The sequence below is a fragment of the Sediminispirochaeta bajacaliforniensis DSM 16054 genome (assembly GCF_000378205.1).
Classification (GTDB): domain Bacteria; phylum Spirochaetota; class Spirochaetia; order DSM-16054; family Sediminispirochaetaceae; genus Sediminispirochaeta; species Sediminispirochaeta bajacaliforniensis.
In genome coordinates, this window is record NZ_KB899415.1 from 33,800 (window position 1) to 52,654 (window position 18,855).

The 18,855-nt window shown below is 49.6% G+C and carries 22 protein-coding genes and 2 tRNA genes; 21 read left to right on the forward strand and 3 right to left on the reverse strand.

Going from position 1 to position 18,855, the window contains the following annotated elements; all coding sequences use genetic code 11:
• The first annotated feature begins 1 nt into the window (after nucleotide 1).
• The gene (tsaD, locus tag F459_RS0110600) at nucleotides 2–1,015 is read left to right on the forward strand and encodes a tRNA (adenosine(37)-N6)-threonylcarbamoyltransferase complex transferase subunit TsaD (protein ID WP_020612703.1); all 1,014 of its coding nucleotides are present in this window, start codon (nucleotides 2–4) and stop codon (nucleotides 1,013–1,015) included.
• 9 nt (nucleotides 1,016–1,024) lie between these two features.
• On the opposite strand, the gene F459_RS0110605 is transcribed toward tsaD, so the two are convergent.
• Nucleotides 1,025–1,984 (reverse strand): nucleotide-binding protein, encoded by a 960-nt coding sequence (locus tag F459_RS0110605; RefSeq protein ID WP_020612704.1) that lies wholly within the window; start codon nucleotides 1,982–1,984, stop codon nucleotides 1,025–1,027.
• Between the two features lie 95 nt (nucleotides 1,985–2,079).
• Between F459_RS0110605 and F459_RS0110610 the strand changes: the two genes are divergently transcribed.
• The 13 genes from F459_RS0110610 to rsfS all read left to right on the forward strand — a co-directional run bounded on the left by F459_RS0110610 (nucleotide 2,080) and on the right by rsfS (nucleotide 11,871).
• Complete coding sequence (locus tag F459_RS0110610) at nucleotides 2,080–2,613, forward strand: adenine phosphoribosyltransferase (protein WP_020612705.1); 534 nt, start codon at nucleotides 2,080–2,082, stop codon at nucleotides 2,611–2,613.
• A gap of 56 nt (nucleotides 2,614–2,669) precedes the next feature.
• Nucleotides 2,670–2,740: transfer RNA gene (locus F459_RS0110615), tRNA-Gln, on the forward strand.
• A 181-nt stretch (nucleotides 2,741–2,921) separates the two neighbouring features.
• Complete coding sequence (locus F459_RS0110620) at nucleotides 2,922–4,625, forward strand: DUF5312 family protein (protein WP_245540147.1); 1,704 nt, start codon at nucleotides 2,922–2,924, stop codon at nucleotides 4,623–4,625.
• Nucleotides 4,606–5,328, forward strand: coding sequence for a polyphenol oxidase family protein (locus F459_RS0110625; protein WP_020612707.1), 723 nt, complete (start codon nucleotides 4,606–4,608; stop codon nucleotides 5,326–5,328). The genes F459_RS0110620 and F459_RS0110625 overlap by 20 nt, the downstream gene beginning before the upstream one ends.
• A gap of 54 nt (nucleotides 5,329–5,382) precedes the next feature.
• Nucleotides 5,383–7,164 (forward strand): arginine--tRNA ligase, encoded by a 1,782-nt coding sequence (argS, locus tag F459_RS0110630; protein ID WP_020612708.1) that lies wholly within the window; start codon nucleotides 5,383–5,385, stop codon nucleotides 7,162–7,164.
• A gap of 71 nt (nucleotides 7,165–7,235) precedes the next feature.
• Entirely contained in the window at nucleotides 7,236–7,550 is a 315-nt protein-coding gene (rplU, locus tag F459_RS0110635; RefSeq protein ID WP_013254392.1) for a 50S ribosomal protein L21, read from the forward strand.
• Between the two features lie 15 nt (nucleotides 7,551–7,565).
• Nucleotides 7,566–7,904, forward strand: coding sequence for a ribosomal-processing cysteine protease Prp (locus F459_RS0110640; RefSeq protein ID WP_020612709.1), 339 nt, complete (start codon nucleotides 7,566–7,568; stop codon nucleotides 7,902–7,904).
• A 6-nt stretch (nucleotides 7,905–7,910) separates the two neighbouring features.
• Nucleotides 7,911–8,168 (forward strand): 50S ribosomal protein L27, encoded by a 258-nt coding sequence (rpmA, locus tag F459_RS0110645; protein WP_020612710.1) that lies wholly within the window; start codon nucleotides 7,911–7,913, stop codon nucleotides 8,166–8,168.
• 10 nt (nucleotides 8,169–8,178) lie between these two features.
• Nucleotides 8,179–9,183, forward strand: coding sequence for a GTPase ObgE (gene obgE / locus F459_RS0110650; RefSeq protein ID WP_020612711.1), 1,005 nt, complete (start codon nucleotides 8,179–8,181; stop codon nucleotides 9,181–9,183).
• Entirely contained in the window at nucleotides 9,180–9,746 is a 567-nt protein-coding gene (nadD, locus tag F459_RS0110655; protein ID WP_020612712.1) for a nicotinate (nicotinamide) nucleotide adenylyltransferase, read from the forward strand. The genes obgE and nadD overlap by 4 nt, the downstream gene beginning before the upstream one ends.
• On the forward strand, nucleotides 9,743–10,354 hold the full coding sequence (locus F459_RS0110660) for an HD domain-containing protein (protein WP_020612713.1): 612 nt from the start codon (nucleotides 9,743–9,745) through the stop codon (nucleotides 10,352–10,354). The genes nadD and F459_RS0110660 overlap by 4 nt, the downstream gene beginning before the upstream one ends.
• Nucleotides 10,326–11,531 carry an LCP family protein gene (locus F459_RS0110665; protein ID WP_020612714.1) on the forward strand — a complete coding sequence of 402 codons (1,206 nt, stop codon included), beginning with the start codon at nucleotides 10,326–10,328 and terminating at the stop codon, nucleotides 11,529–11,531. Before F459_RS0110660 ends, F459_RS0110665 begins: the two co-directional genes overlap by 29 nt.
• A gap of 1 nt (nucleotide 11,532) precedes the next feature.
• The gene (gene rsfS, locus F459_RS0110670) at nucleotides 11,533–11,871 is read left to right on the forward strand and encodes a ribosome silencing factor (protein WP_013254399.1); all 339 of its coding nucleotides are present in this window, start codon (nucleotides 11,533–11,535) and stop codon (nucleotides 11,869–11,871) included.
• A 97-nt stretch (nucleotides 11,872–11,968) separates the two neighbouring features.
• Here rsfS and F459_RS0110675 read toward each other — a convergent pair whose 3' ends face one another.
• Together F459_RS0110675 and F459_RS0110680 are read right to left on the reverse strand one after the other, a co-directional pair.
• Nucleotides 11,969–12,229, reverse strand: coding sequence for a hypothetical protein (locus tag F459_RS0110675; protein ID WP_013254400.1), 261 nt, complete (start codon nucleotides 12,227–12,229; stop codon nucleotides 11,969–11,971).
• Between the two features lie 125 nt (nucleotides 12,230–12,354).
• Nucleotides 12,355–12,846, reverse strand: a complete 492-nt coding sequence (locus F459_RS0110680; protein WP_020612715.1) for a chemotaxis protein CheX — start codon at nucleotides 12,844–12,846, stop codon at nucleotides 12,355–12,357.
• A gap of 73 nt (nucleotides 12,847–12,919) precedes the next feature.
• On the opposite strand from F459_RS0110680, the gene ispE reads away from it, so the two are divergent.
• The 7 genes from ispE to ftsH all read left to right on the forward strand — a co-directional run bounded on the left by ispE (nucleotide 12,920) and on the right by ftsH (nucleotide 18,848).
• Nucleotides 12,920–13,828, forward strand: coding sequence for a 4-(cytidine 5'-diphospho)-2-C-methyl-D-erythritol kinase (gene ispE / locus F459_RS0110685; protein WP_245540148.1), 909 nt, complete (start codon nucleotides 12,920–12,922; stop codon nucleotides 13,826–13,828).
• 31 nt (nucleotides 13,829–13,859) lie between these two features.
• Nucleotides 13,860–14,159, forward strand: coding sequence for a septation regulator SpoVG (spoVG, locus tag F459_RS0110690; protein ID WP_020612717.1), 300 nt, complete (start codon nucleotides 13,860–13,862; stop codon nucleotides 14,157–14,159).
• A gap of 99 nt (nucleotides 14,160–14,258) precedes the next feature.
• Nucleotides 14,259–14,331, forward strand: a tRNA-Gln gene (locus F459_RS0110695).
• A gap of 36 nt (nucleotides 14,332–14,367) precedes the next feature.
• On the forward strand, nucleotides 14,368–14,997 hold the full coding sequence (locus F459_RS0110700) for a 50S ribosomal protein L25 (protein WP_020612718.1): 630 nt from the start codon (nucleotides 14,368–14,370) through the stop codon (nucleotides 14,995–14,997).
• 9 nt (nucleotides 14,998–15,006) lie between these two features.
• Nucleotides 15,007–15,600, forward strand: coding sequence for an aminoacyl-tRNA hydrolase (gene pth / locus F459_RS0110705; RefSeq protein WP_020612719.1), 594 nt, complete (start codon nucleotides 15,007–15,009; stop codon nucleotides 15,598–15,600).
• Nucleotides 15,584–16,933, forward strand: coding sequence for a tRNA lysidine(34) synthetase TilS (gene tilS / locus F459_RS0110710; RefSeq protein ID WP_020612720.1), 1,350 nt, complete (start codon nucleotides 15,584–15,586; stop codon nucleotides 16,931–16,933). The genes pth and tilS overlap by 17 nt, the downstream gene beginning before the upstream one ends.
• The gene (gene ftsH / locus F459_RS0110715) at nucleotides 16,905–18,848 is read left to right on the forward strand and encodes an ATP-dependent zinc metalloprotease FtsH (protein ID WP_020612721.1); all 1,944 of its coding nucleotides are present in this window, start codon (nucleotides 16,905–16,907) and stop codon (nucleotides 18,846–18,848) included. The genes tilS and ftsH overlap by 29 nt, the downstream gene beginning before the upstream one ends.
• Nucleotides 18,849–18,855: the final 7 nt, after the last annotated feature.

The following is an 18,855-nucleotide window of genomic DNA, read 5'->3' on the forward strand; positions in this document are numbered from 1 at the left end:
CATGCTGGTTCTTGGAATTGAAACATCCTGTGATGAATGCTCGATTGCCGTGGTTGAAGACGGCAAAACAATTCGTTCAAACATCGTAGCGACTCAGATCGATCTCCATCGGGAATTCGACGGGGTGGTACCCGAGATCGCCTCTCGTCTCCATACCGAGTGGATTTCTTCGGTTTTCAGGAGGTCCCTCGAAGAGGCCGGTATTGCGAAAGAGGCCATTGATGTTGTGGCGGTGACAAGCCGTCCGGGGCTCATTGGTTCTCTGCTGGTTGGGCTCTCCTTTGCCAAAGGCCTTGCTTTTGCCCTCGGCAAGCCCTTGGTTACGGTCGACCACATCCGTGCCCACCTTTACGCTCCCCATTTGGAACACTGTATCGACTATCCCTATCTTGGACTCCTCGTTTCAGGCGGCCATACCGTCATCGGGATTGTCCGGGAGTACGACAGCGTTGAAGTCCTGGGCACAACCATAGACGACGCCTGTGGTGAGGCCTTTGATAAGGTTGCAAAGCATTACAAGATGGGCTATCCCGGAGGGGTGGCTATCGACAAGCTTGCAAAGCAGGGGGATGACTCCCTCTTTTCTTTTCCTGACCCATCATTGCACAAGGGGGATCATCGATATGATGTCTCCTATTCCGGCTTAAAGACTGCGGTCATCAATCAAATTGCCCAGTTTACCTCTGCGCCTCCTCCATATCGTAACGAGGACATTGCCGCAAGCTTTCAGAAGGCTGCCGTTGGGATGCTGATGAAACGTCTGAGATACGCCATTGAGGACACAGATATTCGCCGCGTGGTGGCCGGCGGCGGAGTGGTCGCAAACTCCCGTTTGCGTCGAGAGCTTTCCGAGCTTGAGGATGTGGAGGTTATCGTTCCTTCGATGCGGTTGTGTACCGATAATGGTGCAATGATAGCGGGGCTGGGCTATATGATGTTCATAAACGGCATCACCTCGTCCTTGGCCGAAAATGCCTCATCAAGGGTCGCTGCCTTTAGACGAGGCTATCCGTAAGAAAATCGGTCAGAACTCTTCGCCAAGCTGCCGGATATCCTCGTTCTCTTCGAACAGTGCCGGTGCTTCCGGTATTGGAGTTGAGATAAGCTTCTTTGCAATTAATGTCATCGCCCTGCCGAATTGACTATCCGGATGGTTCTGATAAAAAGGACGGCGTTCGATAATGGATCTGGATATTCCTTCTTCCCGCTTCAGAAATCCGATATACTCCATTTTGATGCCGACATTGCGGGTGGTTATGGAGCGAAGTTTGCTACCGAGTAAAAGGTCCTGGTTGCTGGCCCCCATATTAAGAACGATCCTCGGGTAGAGCTTGCCCAGCTGGCTGCGGCATTGCTCCGCCGCTTCCTGCGAAAAATCTTCCATCCCGGCCAGAAGATCTGAAAAATCGTTTCCCGATCCCTCCAGTCGCTCGGTCATAAACTCGGAGATAAAGTTCCGTTCTTCACTTTTGGAGGGAAAGGTGCGGAAGAGAAGTCTGAAGACCGCAGTCTTTAGAAAGGAATAGGAGCTGAGGATCGCGGTTGTTTCAGGGCTTGTAACGATGAGCCCCGAAGAGGACATAAGGAAAAAATCAACGACATTATAGCTGCTGCCGGCTCCCAAATCCAGAAGAACAAAGTCGGCGGTCAGTTGTCCCAGCTCTTTCATGATCTTAAGTTTGCGGAAATAAGGAAGATTGGCAGTGCCCGGAAGCAGGGCATCACCCGGAATAAGAAAAAGCCTGGGAATCCCGGTATCTACAAGGAGCGATTCCAGAGACTCCGCCTTTTTATAGATGAAGCTGCCGATGCCTGCATGACGATTTTTGACTCCCAGACAGGTGTGAAGGTTGGAACTTCCGAGGTCGAGATCGACGAGGATGACCGTTTTCCCCAAGGAGGCGAGGGCTATACCCAGGTTGGCGGTGAAAACCGTTTTTCCGACGCCACCCTTTCCACTGGCAATAGGAATAATTACCTGCATATCGATAACAGCATAGAGGAGAGTGTCGGAAAAAGCAATGATCTGTGGCCATCCCCTCTTTCGCTTTCGGGTAAAATTGTATTATGGTGGCTTCTATGAGTGCCACATACGATTTCGATGCCGCCATACGAAGAATACCCGATTTTCCCAAACCTGGCGTTCTTTTCTACGATATTACCTCGTTGATTGGAAATGCCGAGGCTTTTGGGGCCGTGATTGACACAATGAAGCATCTTTACCAAGGTCGGCGTATTGATGCCATAGCAGCGGTTGAGGCCCGGGGATTTCTCTTTGCCACTCCCCTTGCGTACCTTCTGAATCTTCCGACAATTCTGATTCGGAAAAAAGGCAAACTTCCCGGAACCACCGTAGAGCGTTCTTTTTCTCTGGAATATGGTGAGGATACGATTCAAATCCATCGTGGCGATATCCCCATAGGGGGGAATGTTCTTATTGTTGACGACCTGATTGCCACAGGAGGTACCATCCGCGCTGCGGTGGACCTCCTTCGTGAATCGGGCGCTTGTGTAAGCGAGCTTTTTTCCGTCATTGGTTTACCTTTTCTTGGCTTTAGGGAGCTTCTTTCCGATTGCAGCATCGAGACATTGGTTTGCTATGAGGGAGAATAAAAATGTAGGAGTTGACAAAAATAAGGCTTTTTAGTAGATTCCCATGTACCAAACGTTGGCCGATAGTGTAATGGTAGCACAACAGATTCTGGATCTGTTTGTGAGGGTTCAAATCCTTCTCGGCCAGCTCTTCATGGTCCCTTCGTCTATCGGCTAGGACGGAAGATTCTCAGTCTTCAAAGAGGGGTTCGATTCCCCTAGGGACTATTTCGGCGATAAACGCTCGATAATCGGGCGTTTTTTTGTCTCTCGCTTTCCTTTTGAAAATCCTTGTGTTTTATTCTCTTGTCCGCTATCTTATTAAAACCATGAACAGTGAAAGTTCTTTCGATCGTTTGGTGCAGGCCCTTTCAACCGAAGAGCGGCAGACGATGCTTGATCGTATTCGTACCGCTACAATGACCAGCGATGAACCTCTGGTGTTGGAAGAGCCGATCGAAAACTATACGCCTCGTGATTCTTTTGCCCGCCTTGGATTTTGGAAACGGTTTTTTTGTTTTCTGAAGGCACTTTTCACCGGTACCGATAAGTACGAAATTGTTGAAGAGCTTGATATTCAACGTCTTGCAAAAGATGTGGAAAAAATGAGCCCCTCCGTGCTCAACTATGGGCAGGGGGAGATCGGTATAGGATTTTACGATCGAATCGCCAAGCTTGAGGCTTCTCTGACCGTACTCAGACCACCGCTTAGAACTGCCCTCGGTGGATCGAAAGAGGAGTTCGTTGCTTTCTATGTCGGTTGGATTATGCCCCTTGTGCAGGAAGAGCTGCTTACTTTGCTTGATCCTGAGAAGCTTGCCTTTGAGCGTTCTCTCGATGACCCCTTCGAGGTGAAACGGGCGATTGAATCTTCCCTTAAGGAATACCTTGGAGAGATTCTCGATAACGACAGAAAGCGACTCTATCAGCAGGCCCGGGCGTTGAGTCTTCTCAAGCAATTTGTTGATTTTCCCTTTTCCAAACTGCTTCAACCCTTTACCAATGCCGATGGCAGGGTTTCTCCTGTTGCGATGAACGAAATCAGGGGAACGTTATTTGAATTCGATGCCCTTCTTTACTCATTGGAACCCCTGCCCGATGATGATGCCTTGAAGGCTGTTTTTATGTTCGATATGCAGAAGGATCTGGATGAACGGGATTTTAATCCTGCGGATCAGCTTCTGAAGATGATGGACAGCATTTCCTGGGCATGGCAGGTCATTCGTCAGACCGCCGCCGAGTTACGTGTCAACGATCTTTGTCGGATCGTGAGTAGGAACCTCAACTATCAGGCCGAATCCGTGGGTGGGGGAGAAGACTGGTTTCAGATATATCGGAAATTCTGGCAGAAACGGTGTGATGCTGTACTCGGCCGCTATATTGAAGAGTCCAAGCGGAAACAGATCATTCAGGATGCGGTAAAATTCCTGAAAAAACGTGAGCTGCCCCTATTGGATAACTATCGTCCATCTTCGGTGATGCTGAATGTTCGCCCCCGTTTTCCCATTAGTCTTAGCTTTATTGCTTCTTTTGTGAAGGAGCTTTTTCTTCAGGAGTTGCACAGCCCTCTTAAATTGATTCTTATCGACGGGCAGTTCTATAAGGAACAGAATAGGGAAGAGTACAACGAGTCCTACAGCGGTATCTTGAAGGTTGTCGACGACATTGCGTACATTGATTCGGCGCTTGCCCCCGACGGGGCCTTGCAGGGTGAGTTTGAGCAGCTTTCGAAAGAGGTCCTCGGCACGAAGATTATTCGCAAAAAAGTCGAGGCCCGAATCGGAGAACTGGATCGTGAGGCCGATAGGATTATCAACGGGTTTGAGGAAAATCTTCGACTTTTGGCAAATGTCATCGGTGGCATCGTAGACGGGGAAATGGGGGGGCGTTTCGACACTCTCAGTAATCTCGGCTATATCGGTAAGAACGACAACAGCAACCTCATGCGCCGTTTAAAGGCCATTAAACAGATTTTAGAAAAGGCAATCTTTATTTGCAGGGAGTTGTACGATATTGAGCGAAATCTCGGTTAATAATGATTTTCTTCGTTTTTTTCCCTTTTCCGATCCGAAGGTGCAGGTCGATATGTCGCTTCGCAGTCTCGGTGACATGAGCGATCCTGAGGGGGAACCCCGTCGTAGGTTTTACGAAGGAACAGGCCTTTCGGCGCGGAGAGTTTTTACGCTGCAGCAGGTCCATTCCCGCCGTATCGTTTACGTGGACGGAAGCGATCTTCCCGTTGCCGTTTCCCGAATGGAGGGGGACGGTCTTATCAGTCGTGATCCTTCTCTTGCCCTTGGCGTCACCGTTGCGGATTGCCTGCCTATGTTCCTTTTTCATGCGAAGAGCGGAACCTTTGCCGCACTCCACAGTGGCTGGAGGGGCACCGGTATCGTCGCTGATGCATTGGAGGCGTTTCGGGCGAATTGGGCCATCGCCCCGGACGAGGTGGAGGCCTTTATCGGCCCATCAATCGGCGGATGCTGCTATCGGGTGGACGAAAAGCGGGCTCTGGATTTTTCCCGACGCTACGGTGATGCCGTCCTGCGAAAGGATGGACGGGAGTTCTACCTCGACCTCGGTGAGGTAAATGAACGCTTGCTGCGGAACTCCGGGGTACGCCAGCTGGTACGGGAGAAAAGCTGTACCAGCTGCGATGATCGTTTCGGCAGTTATCGCAGGGAGGGGCCCGAAGCATTCCATAGAATGCTTGCACTGATCGCCTTTTTTCGGTAAAGTTTTTCCTCGAATACAGCGACCGTCCTCTATGGTCGAAAGGAACAGAACATCATGGCCGACATTACCGATACGAAAACTCTGTGGAAAGGTGCCGTTGCCGACGCCTTGTTGCGCCACGCTGAAAGTATGAAGATTTCCTTCCAGCGGCCGGATCCCGCGTCTTTGGTTGCGGAACAGCCCCCGAAACCGGAAATGGGGGACCTCGCCTTTCCTATGTTTCCTTTTGCCAAGCTTTTTCGCACATCTCCGATGGCCATTGCAAGTGCCGTGGCCGATCAGGCAAAACAGACTGCAGCGGCACTTGGTGCCTCAGGTGAGGTCGAGGCTTCCGGTCCCTATGTAAATGTCCGTTACGATCTTGCATCGATGATGCCCGGTTTGCTGAAGCAGGTTTTTTCCGAGACGGAAGCTTATGGAAAAACCGATCTGTATGCTGGCGAGAAGATCATGATTGAATTTTCCTGCCCCAATACAAATAAACCCCTTCATCTTGGCCATTTGCGCAACGATGCCCTTGGAGAAAGCGTAAGCAGGATCTTAAAGGCCAACGGCGCCGATGTGATGAAAGTAAATCTCATCAATGACCGCGGTATTCACATCTGTAAATCCATGCTTGCCTATTCTGTTTTCGGTGAAGGGAAAAGCCCGGAATCAGAGGGGTGTAAGGGTGATCACTTTGTCGGTGATTATTATGTGAAGTACAACAGCTGGGCGAAAGAGGAACCCGAGGCAGAGGAACGAGCCAGGGAACTCTTGAGAAAGTGGGAGGCCGGTGATCCTGAAACCGTCGAACTCTGGAAAACCATGAATCGCTGGACCATCGACGGCATAGGTGAGACATACCGAAAGACCGGCATCTCCTTTGACGATATCTATTATGAGAGTAAAACCTATTCGGCAGGCAGGGATGAGGTGCTGAAAGGCTTACGCAACGGTGTCTTTTATAAAGAAGAAGACGGCTCCGTCTGGGTTGATCTTGCCGAAATCAATCTGGACAAAAAGGTTCTTCTGCGAAGCGACGGAACGACCCTCTATCTTACCCAGGATATCGGTACGGCGATCGCCAGACATGGAGATTGGCCCTTTAAGCGGCTTATTTATGTCGTGGCTTCCGAACAGCAGTATCATTTTAAGGTTTTGTTTCATGTCTTGAACAAGCTTGGTTTCGATTGGGCCGAGAACCTTTACCATCTCTCTTACGGCATGGTCAATCTTCCGGAAGGCAAAATGAAAAGCCGGGAGGGGACTGTTGTGGATGCAGACGATCTTATTGCCGAATTGAGTTCCATGGCTGCTGCGGAAATCAAGTCGAAGGGTCGAGAAAGTGATGTGGGAGATGTCGAAAAAACGGCAGAAGCCGTCGGACTTGCCGCTCTCAACTATTATCTCCTTCAGATTTCTCCTGCAAAGGATATGATCTTCGACCCGAAGGAGTCGATCTCCTTCAACGGCAATACAGGCCCTTACCTGCAGTACATGGGGGCGAGGATCAGCAGCATGCTGAGAAAATTCGAAGAACGAAGCGATGAGTTCAAGGGGGCGACAGTGGATCCCTCGCTCATTACCACGATTGAAGAGCGGGAACTTATCAAGTTGATATCGTTGTTTCCGGAGAGGGTGGCACAGGCTGGAGCGGAATTTAATCCCTCCATCGTCACCACCTATCTGTACGATCTGAGCCGGACCTTTAGCCGCTACTATCACGATAATCAGATTTTGAACAACGATGATAAGAATTTGGCATTTACACGGCTTTCCCTGGCGAAAGGGGTTTTGCAGGTCCTGAAAAATGCCTATCGGCTTGTGGGGATTCCTTTTCTCGAAGTGATGTAGCTTGACCCCCATTGCCTTGTTATGGTATAAGTTCGTCTACGTATTATTATGGATTGATTGAGGTTGGATTGATGTACGCACTGGTTGAAATTAAAGGAAAACAGTACAAAGCCGAAAAAGGGGCTCTGCTTACGGTCGACAGACTTGATACTCCCGAAGGTCAGGAGCTGGAGTTTGATTCGGTTCTGCTTACCAGCGATGGCGAGAAGGTAAGCGTAGGCACTCCCTATGTTGATGGTGTTAAGGTAAAGGTCTCCGTTGAAGGAGAAGAAAAGGGTGATAAGGTCACTATTTTCAAATTCAAGAAGCGGAAAGCCTATCGAAAACGACAGGGCCATCGGCAGAAGTATTCTTCTATTCGGGTTACCGATATTATCGGCGCCTAAGGCAAGAAGGTTCGGATGGTAACGGTAGTCGTCTCTCTTGACGAGGCCGGAATCGTCCGGGAAATGACGGCGGAAGGACATGCCCTCGGTTTTGCCAAGGGCGAAAATCCTGTTTGTGCCGCCGTTACGGTTCTTGTTCGGACCTATCTCCGCTGGATCGAGATTGGAGGGATAGAGTCCGTTGAAGGAGAAGCGCCGAAATCCGGCGTTTTGTATGCGAGTGTTGGTAAGCCCTGTCGGGAACGGGAGCCTCTTTTTCAGGGGGCTTCTCAGTTTTTGCTGACTGGTCTTTCCGACCTCCATGAGACATTTCCCCGACAATGTTCGTTGAGGGTAAAAAGATTCAAGGAGTAGCGTGAAATGGCACATAAAAAAGGTGGCGGAAGTTCCAAGAATGGTCGAGACTCCGCAGCTCAGCGGCTTGGAGTAAAGCGTGCCGGCGGACAGGTCGTAAAGGCAGGAGAAATCATCGTCAGACAGCGCGGGACGAAATTTCATCCCGGTTTGAATGTAGGAAAAGGAAAGGATGATACCCTCTTTGCAAAAGAAGCCGGGACCGTCGTATTCAAGAGACGACTTGGGCGACACTACATCAATATCGATCCCATAGCGCAATAAGTCAAAACTCGTGATTGGTTTCGCTGATGAGACCTATATAGACGTTGCCTCCGGATCCGGAGGTAACGGCGCCATTTCCTTTCGTCGTGAAAAATATGTTCCCAAAGGGGGACCTGATGGCGGTGACGGGGGGAACGGTGGAAATGTTGTCTTTCTTGTTCGGAAAAATTTGCGAACGCTTGCACATTTGAAAAAGGAACGCCACTTTCGTGCTGAGGCTGGGCAGGCCGGCAGCGGCCAGCGTCGGCATGGCCGTAACGGCGCCGATGCTGTTATTCCGGTTCCGCCGGGGACTATTTTGCGTGACCCCCAGAGCGAAGAGATCATAAAAGATCTTGCGGAATTGGAGGAGGGGGAAAGTTGGATTTTTCTCTCCGGAGGCCGCGGGGGCAAGGGAAATACGCACTTCAAATCTGCAAGACGCCAGATTCCCCGTTTCGCTCAGGATGGGGAAGAGGGAATTCAGGCAAGGGTGCATGTTGAACTTCGCCTGATTGCCGATATAGGCTTCGTCGGTTTCCCGAATGCCGGAAAATCAAGCCTGCTGAAGGCCGCTACCAATGCAAAGCCCGAGGTCGCATCCTATGAGTTCACCACAAAGATTCCTAATCTTGGGATGATGAATATCGGCTATAGGGAGCTTATCCTTGCCGATATCCCTGGCCTTATCAAGGGCGCCTCTCAGGGAGCCGGTCTCGGGCATACCTTTCTTCGGCATATCTCCCGTACAACAGGGCTTGCCTTTCTTATCGACCTTTCCGATGATCGCTATGCCGAGGCTTTTCCTGTTTTACTTAGGGAGCTTGCCTCTTACGATCCTATTTTAGCCGAGAAACCGAGGCTGATCGTTGCTACGAAACTGGATCTTCCCGAAACGATGGGGCGCTTTGAAGAGTTGAAGGCCTTATTACCAAATGAATCGATCTTGGGAATTTCCACTTTTATCGGTCTTGGGATTCGGGAGCTGGGCCAGGCTTTTGGTCGACTCTGCGAAGAAGCGGAGCGTTCGAAATGAGGATGGCCCTCTTCGGAGGTAGTTTTAATCCGATCCATGTGGGGCACCTCCATCTTGCTGATGAGTTGAGGACCGATGGAGGGTACGATCAGGTTGTTTTCATTCCTTCTTTCGTTTCTCCCCACAAAAGACCCGACGATCTGATTGATCCCCAGCTTCGTCTTGAGATGGTTCGGAAAGCCGCAGAACCCGCCGGGTTTATCGTCGATGATTGTGAAATCAAACGGAAGGGTGTTTCCTATACCGCCGATACTGTCGATTATATTTATCGAACGTATACTTTTGAGGGGAAACCGGCTCTTGTCGTAGGCGATGATCTTCTTGATGGCTTGAACGGATGGAAACGTTGGAATCATCTCTCTGCAATGGTCGATGTAGTGGTTGCTAGGCGGGAACATCATGCGCTTCCTTTATGCTCCGAACTCTCCGTTGCCATTGAAAACCTTCTTCTTCCCATTAGTTCGAGCGATATCCGGAAACGGGTGCGAGATGGAAAGGCCTATCGCTTTCTTGTTCCCGAGATTGTCTACCACATGATTGAGGATCTTGGCCTGTATCGATGAAGATGAATCTCGAGAAGATGTATCAAAGAGTCGATGTCGAGGCGAAACGCCTGCTATCTCCCTTACGATATCAACATGCTGTCCGAACTGCGGAGGCTGCAGCCCGCTTATGCGGGAGGTTTGACGCGGATGAGAAGCTCGGAAGGCTTGCCGGAATTGCCCATGACCTTGGGCGAGGTGAGAAGCCTTCTGTGGTTCTTGAAACAGCCAAAGCGGTTGGGCGCAAGGTCAGCCCGGAAGAAGAGGAGCACCCGTTGTTGCTGCATGGCTGGTATGGAGTCCGCCTTCTGAAAGCGATATTCCCGGATTGTCCTGCTGCCGTCTGTGAAGCCGTCGAGTTCCATACCGCAGGAAAACCGGGGATGGGTACGATCGCCAAGATCATCTTTTGTGCCGATTATCTTGAACCAGGCAGGGATCATCTCGATCGGACATTGCTGGAGGCGAGTGAACGTTGCGAAACCCTGGATTCTCTCTGTATCGTCGTGCTTGAGCATCAGCTTGCCTATCTACGATCACAGGGCAGACGGATTGTCAAGGAGTCTCTCCTTTTATATGATGAGCTAAAACGAGGTAGCTGTGAGGCGAAAAACAGAAAACTCAAATAAGGCACTGCTGCTTTTGGCGGTGTTGCTTCTTATTCTCGGAATAACGGTCGTTTTTTTATACGTTAATACTAGAACCGACGAGATTGCCGCTCTCCGTTCGGAACAGCATTATATTCCTGTGTTGTTTTCCGTTCACGAGGGGGATGAGCATCTCTTTTCGGAACTTTTTATCTATCATCCGCTTACCGGAAAAGGCGCTTTTTTCGATATTCCGGGAGAACTCGGTCTGATGATACCCTCATTGAAGAGGATTGATCGTATCGAAACGATTTTTGATCCGGAGCATCCTGATGAATTTCGAAATGCCGTGGCCAAAATGATGGCGGTAGATATTCCGTATCACATCATTCTTTCCTATGAGGATCTCGAAGGTGTGGTGGATCTCATGGGAGGTGTTGATCTCTTTATCGCCAATCCTGTTGAATATATGGAGAACGACCAGATCGTTCTCCTCCCGTCCGGAAGCGTCAGACTTGACGGAGCAAAGGCCGCGCTGTACGGAACCTATCATGATCCCGACGAGTCGGATATTGAACGCATAAACCGGCGTCAGCGTCTCGCTCAGGCCTTTTTCGGTCGGATGGGGGAAGAGGCTTCCTTGCTTATGGAAGGAAGTGCTGAGAAGCTTTTGCATAAACGTATTTCCACCAACCTCAATAGACGGGCCTTCTCTTCCTATCTTGAATCGCTTACTCTCTTTGATGCTGATCGGGTTGTATTTCAACGTATTCTGGGGACGATACGGAATGTCGATGGGAAGGAACTTCTGTTTCCTCATTATGAAGGAAAGGTCGTCCGGGAAGCGGTGGAACAAACCCTCGTTTCCATCGCCAGTGAGGAAATCCTGAGTAATGAAGAGTTGACATTATCACTTGAGATTTTGAATGGCACTTCAAGAAATGGTCTGGCGGGAAGAACCTCTACTGTTTTTAAGGGCTTTGGGTATGAGGTCGTCGGCATTGGAAATGCACCCGAAACCGAGGTAGAAAAGAGTTATGTCGTCGATCATACAGGTGATATCACAAAGGCTCAGCGGGTAGCGAACCTTATCAGGTGCAAGGATGTTCGAAGCGCTTCGGAAACATCCCTTGCTTCAACTACCGATAGCGATGTTCTTATTGATGTAACTATTGTTTTAGGAAAGGATTTTGATGGAAGATACTGCAAGGAGGAATGAGATGAAGCGGGCGGCCCTGGCGTTGGCGGAGGAAATCAGTAGCCATAAGGGCGAAAATACGGTCCTCATCGATTTGACGGGAAAAAGTAGCTGGACGGATTATTTTCTTATTTCGACGGTAAACAGTCTCGGACACCTGAAAGGAATGGTCCGCAATGTGAAAGAGAGACTTGCCGAACTTGGAGTAGAACTACTTCAGCGACATAAACGTATCGGCGAAGACGGATGGGAGCTAATCGATTGCGGCTTTTTGGTGATACACCTCATGACCAAAGAAATGAGGGATTTTTACGACCTTGAACGACTCTGGTTTGAAGGTGACGTAATTTTCAGGGAATAAACCATAAAGAAAGCAAGATAGATAAGAGGGGAGGAAGAGCCGTTTTTTTCACTTGGCTGGTCCTCCCTCCGTTTCTTCTTTCCGCCTTTACATCGTTTCAGGCATCAAAATCGTCGTAATCCAGACCATCGTCGTAGTCGAGGTCTTCTTCGTCGAGGAATTCGCCTTCCTCTTCGTCGAAATCCTCTTCGTCATCCAGCCCTTCGTCGAGATCTTCTCCGTACTCTTCATCAAGCAGTTCGTCTTCGAAGTCGTCGAAATCATCATCAAAGTCAGACTCGTAATCGTCAAAGTCATTGTCGAGATGATCGTCGTCAGCGCTGGATAAAAAATCCAAATCTTCCAATTCGTCCATCATTACGTACGTGAACCCTCCCTCAAAAAGATTCTCATACAGAAAGCATCTACTGTACTGAAGAACATGTTACTTCGGTCGAGGCAACCTTAACCTACACCTAATCTACGAGATGGCTATAAAACATGTCAACTCTTTTTCGACCATTCTTTTGCCTTTTTTATGCCAACGAAGATATTGATCTTTCCGAAGCCGCCGGAAATATCCTGATTGAGGAAATCATCCAGCGCTCTGATGTCGTAAGAAATGTTGGCCCCGATGAGCAGGGTCGGGGGAGTGATGTCGCATTCGAAACCGTGATCTGCGAGAAGCATCACCGACCTTCCGGAAAGTTGGTTGAGGATCTCGCCGAAGGCTTCCCGCTGAAAGCTTCCAAAACCTTCTTCACTCTCTTCCATCCCCATATTGGCAAGGACCTTGGAGATGAACGCAACCAGACTTTTTGTATCGGAGCGTAGAAGTAAGAATCCTTGGATATCCCCGGTAATACCGATGGTCGCGACGGCCTCACTCGGAGGGTTCATTTCGGGAGCCGCTTTATACGTAAGGTCCGCAAATCCAATTTCATGGAGGACCTCTTCGAAGGCTTTTTCAAAAAGCGATAAATGGCCGTTTATCATGCCCCTCAGTATAGGTTGATACGAAGAGCGTGTCAAATTGAACTAACGCATGGTAGCGGTTATACTATCGATCATGACACTGACCATAGAGGCTCCGGCCAAGATAAATCTTCACCTGCAAGTTGGAAAGCTTCGTTCAGACGGTTATCATGACCTTCTCAGCTTAATGCACCTCGTCGATCTTTCAGATAGGGTGAGCCTGCGGACGGAAGGAAAAAGGGGAACGGTGGAACTTGAAGGGGATTTCGACTGTCTGAAGAAGGACAATTTACTGTATAAGGCTGCTTCGGCCTATCTTCGAGAGAGACAGAAGAGGATTCCGAACGCTCCCCCGGCTCCTGGTTTGACCATTTCCTGTTTGAAAAGGATCCCGGCGGGGGGGGGGCTCGGAGGGGGATCATCCGATGCCGCTGCGCTATTAAAGCTGCTTGAGCGTTTTTTCGGGGCTTTTCCCGAAAGGGGGGGGCTTGATGAGATCGCCCTTTCTTTGGGGAGCGATGTTCCTTTTTTCCTCCACACAGGGGCCGAGATAGCTCAGGGAAGGGGCGAGGTGCTCGAACCTGTGGAACCTCTTCCCGCTTATCCACTTGTGCTGGTATTTCCCTCCTGGAGAATTTCAACCCCCGATGCCTATGCCGCGATCGATAGGTTTAGGCTCGAAAAAGCGGATCATCCCCGCTTCCTTTCCCCCGGGCAACTACGCGAAGCATACCGCAGGCCTGTTGCCCAATGGCCTTTTTTTAACGATTTCACCTCCCCGGTTCTCTTGCAGTTTCCCGAATCCCGTGACCTCCTTTTACGGTTGCAGGACCAGGAAGCCCTCTATTCGCAGATGTCGGGAAGCGGTTCCACCTTTTTCGGACTCTTCGGTGAGGAAAAAACGGCCCTTTGGGCCTTTGAAAGGCTAAAATCCATGGGCTATCGTTGTCATCTTGGAAAAATGCTTGCGCGCCCGTATGACCCGGTTTACAATGGGCGATAACAGCTAAAGGTGCAACGCGCATGGAGGATTTATGGAAATTACTGACATTCGCATCAGGAAACTTGGTTCCGACAGCAAGTTGAAAGCGTATGTGACGATTACCTTCGACGATTGCTTTGTGGTACACAATGTAAAAATCATCGATGGGAAGAATGGTGCTTTTATTGCAATGCCGAGTAGAAAAACCAGGAGCGGTGAATACAAGGATGTCGCACATCCCATTAATTCCGACTTCCGTGGGCGGCTGCAACAGCAGATTCTTGATGAATATGAACGTGTTTTGGAGAGCGGTGAGGATGTCCCTCATTACGAAGACGACGAAAGTCTTTAAGATGAATAGATTGGTATAGAAAAAAGGGAGTAAAATCACCCGTTCTAGTGGAAAAAAAATCTAAACTATGATAGAAACATAACTCTGTTGCCAGAACAGTGGGGCGTTGGCAAGCGGTTAAGCCACCGGTTTTTGGAGCCGGTATTCGCAGGTTCGAATCCTGCCGCCCCAGGTATATTTTTAGTAAAAGATCCGGAGGAGATTTTTCATGGAACAGAAGACGTTAACCGGTTTCGCCCGTACCGAGCTAAAAAAAGGTGCTGCCAAAAGGCTTCGCCGAGAGGGCAAGATTCCCGCTATTATTTACGGCCACTCAGAACCCGTGCCTATTTCCGTCCCTGCCAACGAGTTTGAGAAGAAGTATTCCGATCTTTCCGAGAGCACGATCATTACCATTTCTGTCGGCGGAAAAGAGTACGATGTTCTTATCAAGGATTACCAGGAAAATACTATGCGGGGTGAAGTGACCCACCTTGATTTTTTTGAGATCGAGCGGGGCAAGAAGCTGAAGACCCATGTACCTCTGCATGCCGTAGGAACGGCCCAGGGGATAAAAGAGGGGGGTATCCTCGAGCTTGGTTTCCACGAGATTGAAATCGAATGTTTACCAAAGGATATTCCTTCTCATCTCGAAATCAATGTAGAGGGTATGGCCATCGGTGATTCTCGACACATATCCGATATCTCGGTTCCCGAAGGGGTTACTGTTCTTGTCAGCACGGACATGGTTGCCGCCTCAATCACAACTGCCAAGGTTGAAGAAACTGCTCCTGAGGAAGGCGAAGAGGAAGCTGCTGCAGCGGATGCGGCTGCTGCCGAAGCTTCTGCAGCAGAATAGTTCTCTGCCTTGATACATCAGCTTTGTATCGGTCTGGGAAATCCTGGTCCGCAGTATAGGGAAACCCGACACAATGTCGGGTTTCTTGTCTTAGAGACTCTTGCCAAAGAATTCGGAGCTCAGTGGCGAAGGCCCTTCTTCTCACCGTATCGTTTTGCAAGGCACAGACATTCGGATGCGATGCTTTTTCTTGCCCAGCCTCTTACCTTCATGAATCGTTCCGGCGATGTACTTTCCGCAATTTTACAGAAAAGCGGTACTTCATCTGAGAGTATGCTCGTTGTGTGCGATAATCTCGATCTTGCTCCGGGACAGGTTCGTATTCGGAAAGGCGGTTCTGCTGCCGGTCATAACGGCTTAAAATCGGTCATCGCTGCCGCCGGGACCGGAGAGTTCCTTCGTGTCTATGTAGGAATCGGTCGCCCCAATGGGGGAACCATTGTCGATCACGTACTTGGGATTCCTATCGAAGGAGAGGAACAAAAGGCTGTCGAGGCCGGTATTGTACGTGCCGCCGAAGCGGTTACCCAGCTTATTGAAGGTGAGGAGCTGCAAAGTGTGATGAACCGCTTTAATAGAAGGAATCGTGAAAACGGACATTGAATCGCTGTTGCGCCAGAAATTAGAAGCCGTGGGGGCCTTAGCGGGGGGGAGGCTTCTTGTTGCCTATTCAGGGGGGCCGGATTCTACCGCTTTACTTGCTGCCTCCGTTGCGCTTCGTTCCGTTTCTGCCGACTTTACCCTTGAAGCTGTGTATATCGATCACTGCCTGCGAAGCCAGGATGAACGCCGGGAAGAACGTACTATTATTCAGGCCGCGACCCGTCGTTGGAATGTTCCCCTGCATCTGCTATCCGCCGGAGAAGGGAAAATAGTCTCACAGGCAGGCGCGTCAGGCAGCGGGGTTGAGGCAGCGGCTCGTCAATACCGCTATTCCTGCTTTGAAAATCTCATTTCTCATGAGAAATTTGATTATTGCCTCTTGGCACATACCCTCGATGATCAGGTGGAAACGATCCTTCAGCGTCTTTTCGAAGGGGCGGCCCTTGATTCCTCCTTGGGCATACCCGAACGCAGGGGGCCGTTTTTTCGACCCTTTCTTTCGGTGAAAAAGTCCGATTTGCTTGATTACCTGAGAGAACGGAATTTCTCCTTTTCGACGGATTCGACCAACGGAGAGAACTTGTATCTGCGTAATCGTATTCGGAACGAGATTATTCCTGTTGTCGCCTCTGTTTTTCCCGCATATCGTACGGCCATAGAATCCTTTCTTGCAAAGCAACGAATGGCCGATTCGGCGCTGAGAGCGTTGTTGCCTGAGATTCCCTTCAGGAAGGAATCTCCTTCCTCCGTTTCCTGGGATGCCGAATCCTTTTTTGCCGCTCCGGAAGAGGCACGCCGCCGTTTTCTTTATCGCATCCATACGGAAATCGATTCTTCTCAGCGGCGTTTACCATATCCCTTTGTCGAACGGATTATTCGCATGGACGATAAGCCGGAAGCCTTGATTGAAGCATTCGGTTCCAGGATAAGCAGGAGGGGAGATCGGATTTTTTGGGACGGGGTTGTTGTCCTTCGGGGAAAAAACCGTTACATTAGACGGATACAGGATGGTAGCCTGGTAAACCTTCCCAATATTGGTAAGGTTCGCCTTTCTTTTTCCGGGCTAACCCCTCCGGTGATTATTCGATACCGAATGGAAGGGGATGTTATTTCTACGACGGGTGGGAAGAAAAGGCTGAAAAAACTTTTTCAGGAATGGGCTCTGCCACAGAGTCTTCGTAATATGGTTCCTGTTTTGGAAGATAGCCGCGGTATCGCTGCCGTTTTGGGCAGCCCTTTTGGTTTTCCCGATAGATATGCCGTTGGTGGAAAGAAATATTGTTCAATCAAAATGGAGTATGTAGGTGAATCCCGAGAACAGACAGCCAGATAAGAATGGCAACGATCCGAACAAGCTAAAGTTCGATTTTAACAAGAACAGGTTTGCTCTCTTCTTTCTGATTTCGCTGATCATCATGTTTGTCCTTCTTTTCATGATGAATTCCGGCGGAGGGGAGATGGAAATTTCTTATTCCAGTTTCCTCAATTATTTGAAAGAGGGACAGGTTGATGCTGTTAAGATTCTTGACAACAGCGAAATCAGGGGAACGATGAAGGGCTCCGACGGGCAGTCGGTAGTTTTCGTCACAACCATTCCGTATTACCACGATAATCTCATACCTATGCTCGAAGAGCACGATGTTAATATTTCAGGAGGGACCAAGGGGCTTTCTGCCGGCCGGGTTTTTCTTGAACTTATTCCCTGGCTGCTCTTTCTACTTTTTTTCTGGTTCATGTTCAGACAGGTCCAGGGAGGGGGAAACAAGGCCTTTTCCTTCGGAAAGAGTAAGGCGAAGCAATATCTTGAGCAGGATAGTCGAATTACCTTTAATGATGTTGCGGGTCAGTCCGAGGCGAAATTTGAGCTTGAAGAGGTGGTCGATTTTCTGAAGAATCCCACGAAATTTACAAAAATAGGTGCGAAGATTCCCAAAGGTGTCTTGCTCGTCGGAATGCCCGGTACGGGAAAAACATTGCTTGCCAAGGCGGTGGCCGGGGAGGCCGGTGTGGCCTTTTTCCATATGTCGGGTTCCGATTTTGTCGAAATGTTCGTAGGTGTCGGCGCAAGTCGTGTGCGTGATCTTTTTGAGCAAGGTAGGCGGCATGCTCCCTGTATCATTTTTATTGATGAACTTGATGCCGTAGGCCGAACCCGTGGTGCAGGATACGGCGGCGGACATGACGAACGCGAGCAAACCTTGAATCAGATGCTTGTGGAGATGGATGGCTTCGATACGAAGGATGGAGTGATCATTCTTGCGGCGACGAACCGTCCTGATGTTCTTGATCCTGCGCTCCTTCGTCCCGGCCGTTTCGATCGGCAGGTTGTTGTCGATATGCCTGATGTAAAGGAGCGGGAGGATATTCTCGCAATTCATTGTCAAAAAATTCAGCTTGCCGATGATGTGGATTTGAATAGAGTTGCCAGGGCCACTCCCGGAACTTCAGGCGCCGATCTCGCCAATATGGTCAATGAAGCGGCTCTTTTCGCCGCTCGTAACAATCGTCAGACGGTTTGTATGCTTGATTTCGAAGAGGCGAGAGATAAAACCCTCCTGGGTGTCGCACGAAAATCCCGGGTTATTACCCCGGAGGATAAAAGGGCCACCGCTTATCACGAGGCTGGTCATGCATTGCTCCACTATTATCTCAAACATGCGGATCCTCTTCACAAGGTAACCGTTGTTCCTCACGGCAGGGCTCTTGGGCTTGCTCTTTCCTTGCCGGAGCGGGATACCTATTCCAGAACAAAAGGCTGGCTGATGGATCGGATAAAGATCGCTATGGGGGGATATGTTGCTGAAGAGCTCATTTATGGTGAGACCACAACGGGAACACAAAACGATATCAAGCAGGCAACCAGTATCGCCAGACGAATGGTCACCGAATGGGGCATGAGCGATGAACTTGGCTTCGTGGCCCTTGGGCAGGAGGATGAACCGATCTTCATCGGAAAAGAGATTGCCCAGCATAAAGATTATTCCGAGGATACTGCAACCAGAATTGATGTCTCGGTTCGAACACTCCTGAAGGATGCCCTGGACGAAACTCGCGTGATTCTGACCGAGCATAAAGATCAGCTTGATACGCTTGCCAAAAATTTGGTGAAGGAAGAGACCCTTGACGATGCCGAGATTAGAATCCTTCTCGGTTTTCCTCCTCGGGAGTCGATAACAAGTCTGAAAATAGAAACTTCGGAGCCTGAAGATTCCGAAAGCGATCCCGAAAATGAGGATGAGGAGAAATAGGCTCCGA

What these genes read in the sequence shown, in the direction of transcription:
- tsaD (WP_020612703.1), top strand. Translation starts at nt 2, where the DNA reads ATGCTGGTTCTTGGAATTGAAACATCCTGTGATGAATGCTCGATTGCC.
- F459_RS0110605 (WP_020612704.1), bottom strand. Translation starts at nt 1,984, where the DNA reads ATGCAGGTAATTATTCCTATTGCCAGTGGAAAGGGTGGCGTCGGAAAA.
- F459_RS0110610 (WP_020612705.1), top strand. Translation starts at nt 2,080, where the DNA reads ATGAGTGCCACATACGATTTCGATGCCGCCATACGAAGAATACCCGAT.
- F459_RS0110620 (WP_245540147.1), top strand. Translation starts at nt 2,922, where the DNA reads ATGAACAGTGAAAGTTCTTTCGATCGTTTGGTGCAGGCCCTTTCAACC.
- argS (WP_020612708.1), top strand. Translation starts at nt 5,383, where the DNA reads ATGGCCGACATTACCGATACGAAAACTCTGTGGAAAGGTGCCGTTGCC.
- rplU (WP_013254392.1), top strand. Translation starts at nt 7,236, where the DNA reads ATGTACGCACTGGTTGAAATTAAAGGAAAACAGTACAAAGCCGAAAAA.
- F459_RS0110640 (WP_020612709.1), top strand. Translation starts at nt 7,566, where the DNA reads ATGGTAACGGTAGTCGTCTCTCTTGACGAGGCCGGAATCGTCCGGGAA.
- rpmA (WP_020612710.1), top strand. Translation starts at nt 7,911, where the DNA reads ATGGCACATAAAAAAGGTGGCGGAAGTTCCAAGAATGGTCGAGACTCC.
- nadD (WP_020612712.1), top strand. Translation starts at nt 9,180, where the DNA reads ATGAGGATGGCCCTCTTCGGAGGTAGTTTTAATCCGATCCATGTGGGG.
- F459_RS0110660 (WP_020612713.1), top strand. Translation starts at nt 9,743, where the DNA reads ATGAAGATGAATCTCGAGAAGATGTATCAAAGAGTCGATGTCGAGGCG.
- rsfS (WP_013254399.1), top strand. Translation starts at nt 11,533, where the DNA reads ATGAAGCGGGCGGCCCTGGCGTTGGCGGAGGAAATCAGTAGCCATAAG.
- F459_RS0110675 (WP_013254400.1), bottom strand. Translation starts at nt 12,229, where the DNA reads ATGATGGACGAATTGGAAGATTTGGATTTTTTATCCAGCGCTGACGAC.
- F459_RS0110680 (WP_020612715.1), bottom strand. Translation starts at nt 12,846, where the DNA reads ATGATAAACGGCCATTTATCGCTTTTTGAAAAAGCCTTCGAAGAGGTC.
- ispE (WP_245540148.1), top strand. Translation starts at nt 12,920, where the DNA reads ATGACACTGACCATAGAGGCTCCGGCCAAGATAAATCTTCACCTGCAA.
- spoVG (WP_020612717.1), top strand. Translation starts at nt 13,860, where the DNA reads ATGGAAATTACTGACATTCGCATCAGGAAACTTGGTTCCGACAGCAAG.
- F459_RS0110700 (WP_020612718.1), top strand. Translation starts at nt 14,368, where the DNA reads ATGGAACAGAAGACGTTAACCGGTTTCGCCCGTACCGAGCTAAAAAAA.